This window comes from Streptosporangium sp. NPDC006013 (assembly GCF_040614275.1).
Classification (GTDB): Bacteria; Actinomycetota; Actinomycetes; order Streptosporangiales; family Streptosporangiaceae; genus Streptosporangium.
Map to the genome: position 1 here is coordinate 1 of NZ_JBEXUE010000694.1, position 4021 is coordinate 4021.

The 4021-nt window shown below is 71.6% G+C and carries 5 protein-coding genes; all 5 read right to left on the reverse strand.

Annotated elements, in window-relative coordinates:
- Nucleotides 1-82 precede the first annotated feature (82 nt).
- A complete protein-coding gene (locus ABZ260_RS47985) occupies nucleotides 83-478 on the reverse strand; it encodes a TadE family protein (protein ID WP_355631786.1) in 396 nt (131 codons plus the stop codon).
- A 139-nt stretch (nucleotides 479-617) separates the two neighbouring features.
- A complete protein-coding gene (locus ABZ260_RS47990) occupies nucleotides 618-860 on the reverse strand; it encodes a hypothetical protein (protein WP_355631789.1) in 243 nt (80 codons plus the stop codon).
- A 2-nt stretch (nucleotides 861-862) separates the two neighbouring features.
- Entirely contained in the window at nucleotides 863-1798 is a 936-nt protein-coding gene (locus ABZ260_RS47995; protein WP_350911827.1) for a type II secretion system protein, read from the reverse strand.
- Nucleotides 1791-2678 (reverse strand): type II secretion system F family protein, encoded by an 888-nt coding sequence (locus ABZ260_RS48000; RefSeq protein WP_355631792.1) that lies wholly within the window; start codon nucleotides 2676-2678, stop codon nucleotides 1791-1793. The genes ABZ260_RS47995 and ABZ260_RS48000 overlap by 8 nt, the downstream gene beginning before the upstream one ends.
- Nucleotides 2675-4021: ATPase, T2SS/T4P/T4SS family (locus tag ABZ260_RS48005; protein ID WP_355631795.1), on the reverse strand; the 1347-nt coding region annotated here is incomplete at its 5' end. The genes ABZ260_RS48000 and ABZ260_RS48005, both read right to left, overlap by 4 nt.

A 4021-nucleotide genomic window follows, 5' to 3' on the forward strand; every position in this document is an offset into this window, starting at 1 on the left:
AAAACGCACCTCCTTGAGCTGACGGCCAGGGCTGGTCAACGCGGGGCTTCAAAGCGCATTACCGCGCCTCAAGCCCCCTCCCTCAGGAGGGGGTCATTGACTGACATCCTTCACTTCCGTCGTCGGGCCGGAAACACTCGATGGGACCGCCGAAGCGCGCGGTGACCGTGAACGTGGTGGAGGGCAGCAGCGGGACGACCTGGACCGCCGAGGCGGTCACCTCGACACCCCGCTGGTCGCCCTCCGCCCAGGCGGTGACCGTGGCGCCCTCCAGGAGCTTCGGGCCGACGGTCCGGATCACCTCCTGGGCGCGGGACTCGGCGTCCTGCTGCCAGGACTCGGTGTCGACCCGGGCCAGCCGCGCCCCCTCCCTGGCCGCGGCGTCGGCGATCTGGCGCCCGTGGAACCAGAGGGCGGACTGCACGATGAGCAGGATGACGACCAGCACCACCGGCATGATGATCGCCAACTCGATCACGGTGGCGCCGCGTTCACCGCCCCGGCCTCGTCGGCGCGCGGCCGAACGCGCACCGCGTCCCGTGGCGCCGCGTTCACCACTCCGGCTGCCGTCCCGGCCGGGCTTGGCCCCCCCGTTCCCGGGGCGGCCCCGCTCACGGTCACGGGTCTCCAAGGTCGCCGCCCCCGCCGCCCCCGCCGCCGAACTGACTGGAGATCTCCGCCTGCTTCCCCTCGACGAGGGTCTTGATGAGCGTGGCGAGGCCGAGCGCCACCCCGGCGATGATGGCCGTGATGATGACCCATTCGACGGCGGAGGCCCCCCTGGTGGGGGCGTTGCGCGCCCTGGTGATCCGGACGCTCAGAACGGCGGTCGCGTAAGTGATCCACGGATGGCTCAGCATGGTCAGGACCCCAACATCTTCATAGCGGCCGGAAAACTTAGAAAGATCACGAAACCCGCGCAGAGCAGGAGCTGTGCGACGAGCATCGACTGGGAGCGCTCGCCCGCCTGCCCCTCGATCTCGGCCAGCTCGCGGCGGCGCATGGTCGCGGCACGGGCGGTGAGGGACGAGCGGACCTTGGCGCCGTCGTCGGCGACCAGGCCGAGCGCCGCGGACAGGTCGCGCAACTCGTCGACGTTGATCTCGTCACCGAGCTGGCCGAGGGCCTGCCAGGGGGTGATGCCGACGATCCTGGCGTTGCCGAGTGCCTCGCGGATACGGGACATCGCCCAGTTGGCGCCTTCCTCGTCGGGGCCGGGACTGCCCACCGAGACCGCCATCATCAGCGCCTCGGGCACCCCGCGCCCGCCCGCCAGGTTCATCGCGACGAGGTCCAGGAAGGAGCCGACGACGTGCCGGAAGTCGCGGCGCATCCGCGCGGCGTCCCGCTTGACCTGAAGGTCCGGCAGGACGAAGAAGACCCCGGCGACCACGAGTGCCGCCCAGAGCGGGACGGTGAGGGAGACGCCCCAGTCCATCAGCACCAGCCAGCCGACCAGCAGCGGGAAGGCCAGCAGCCCGGAGACCGCCAGCAGCACCTTGGTGGCCAGGAAGCCCTCGAACGACCTGCCGAGCAGCGCCAGGTCGGCCCTGGCGGAGCGCGCCTCCCAGCCTCTGGCCGCGTAGAAGCGGGCCATCCGCTCCCCCAGGCCGCGCCGGAAGACGCTGACCTCCTCGTCGGGCAGGATGAGCCGGGCGCGAGGCGCGTCGGTGCCCTCGCGGGCCGCGTCGAGCGCCAGCAGCCGCGTCACCAGCCCTGGGCGGGCCGGGAACAGCGCCCGGAACAGCAGGAACAGGCCCATCCCGAGCACGGAGCCCGCCAGCAGCGCCTCAGTCATCGGACACCTCACCCCCGGAGGGCAGGCCCAGCAGGCGGGCGGGTTTGTCGAAGCGGGCCAGGCGGCGCATCCAGGCGAACCCCGCGCCGAACAGCCCGGCGACCACCACGAGCACGGCCTGGCCGAGCGCGTTGTCGTACTCCTCGACATAGGAGGGGTTGAACACCACGAGCATGACGGCGAAGGCGATGGCCGTGCCGACCACGATCTGCACGCTCCGCCGGGTGGAGCGGCGCTCGGCCTCGACCCGGCGGCGCATGTCGAGCTCCTCGCGGGCGGAGACGGCCAGCGCGCCGAGCACGTCACGCAGGCCGGGGCCGCGCAGCTTGGAGTTGAGGATGAGGGCGGCCACGACCAGGTCGGCGGACGGGTCGTCGAGCTCGTCGGCGAAGCGCCTGAGCGCGTCGGGCAGCGCCATCCTGGTGTGCAGGCGGTCGACCATCGACCGCAGGTGCGGGCGGAGCGTGGGGGCCGCCGCCCGGATCGAGGACGGGATCGCCTGCTCCAGCCCGGCCGCCCCGGCGATGGTGTCGCGGAGCGACTCGGTCCAGGCGGCCAGGGCCTCCAGCCTGCGCATCGCGGTCCGCTCCTCGGCGGCTCCGCCGGACAGGCCCCGCCAGGCCAGGGCGAGGAGCACGGCTCCGACCGCCATGACCGGCCACCCGGTCACCACGAGCACGACCACCCCGACGATGACCCCCGCCGCGGTACGGGTGGACAGGGCACGGACGAACTCGCGCCTGCCCGCCTTCCTGCCGGGGGACGACGGGCGGGGGCGCACCCCGTACAGCGCGATGACGAGCAGGAACAGCCCCGCGCCGATCGCGATGCCGGCCAGCAGCACCAGCGGGTCGAACAGGCCCGGAGGCAGGGAGGTCATGTCCAGCCTCCCGGGTCGTAGCCGAAGTGGGCGAGCTCCTCCAGGCACGACAGCGGCGCGTGCGGCACGACCCGGCCGTCGGGCGTCATGGCGAACACCTCCGAGGAGAGCACCCTGCCGTCCACTCCGGCCACCTCGCGCACGCTCGACACGAAGCGCCGCAGCCTGCCTCCCACCGCGTAGTCGTTGCGCTTCTCGATGAACACCACGAAGTCGATCGCGCCCGCGATGAGCATGTGGGTGGCCTCGATCGGCAGGCGCTCCGTGGCCTGGAGCGCGTAGGTCGCGATGCGGTTGAAGACCTCCATCGAGGAGTTGGCGTGAATCGTCGACAGCGAGCCGTCGTTGCCCTGGGTCATCGCGTTGAGCATGGTGACGATCTCGTCGCCGAGGACCTCTCCGACGATCACCCTGGACGGGTTCATGCGCAGGGAGCGGCGGACCAGTTCCGCCATGGTGATCTCGCCCTGGCCCTCGGAATTGGGCAGCCGCTGCTCGAAGGCGACCACGTTGGGATGGAGTTCCGGGAATTGGTCGAGGCCGAGTTCGAGGGCGCGCTCGACGGTGATGAGCCGCTCGGCGGGCGGAATCTCATTGGCCAGGGCGCGCAGCAGTGTCGTTTTCCCGGCGTTGGTCGAACCGGAAATCATGATGTTCTTCCTGGCCGCCACCGCCGCCGCCAGAAAACGCCCCAGCTCCGGGGTCAGGCTGCCGTTTCCCACCAGGTCGCTGAGGAAGACCTTGCCCAGCCGGGAGCGGCGGATGGAGATGGACGGGCGGACCGTCACGTCCATCACGGCCGAGAGCCGGGAGCCGTCGGGAAGGCGCAGGTCGAGCTGGGGGTTGGCGGTGTCGAACGGCCTGCTGGACAGGCCGCTGTAGGCGGCGAGGATCTGGACCAGCTCGACCAGTTCCTCGTCGGACTCGGCCACGGGCTCACGCATGATCTCCTGGCCGTCGGCGTAGCCGACGAACACCCGGTCGCAGCCGTTGATGTCGATGTTCTCGACCTCGGGGTCGTCCAGCAGGGGTTGGAGGCGGCCGACGCCGAACAGGGCCGCGTGGATCCCCGCGGCCAGCGCCTCCTCCTCCTCGGCGGTGGGCGGGGTCCTGCCGACGCCGATCTCGCCGCGGGCGAACTCCTCCAGGATCTGCGCGATCAGCGCGCGGGCGAACTGGCGCTCGTCCTCACCGGTCATCGGCTGCAGGCCGCTGGCCTGGTCCAGGCGGCGCTGATGGGCCAGCCTGTCTCCGACGTCCTGCCGGAAGCGCTTCACCAGCGTGTGGTCGATGGTCACGGCCTGGCTCCGCTCGACGGCTCGACGGGCACGCCCATGACCGGC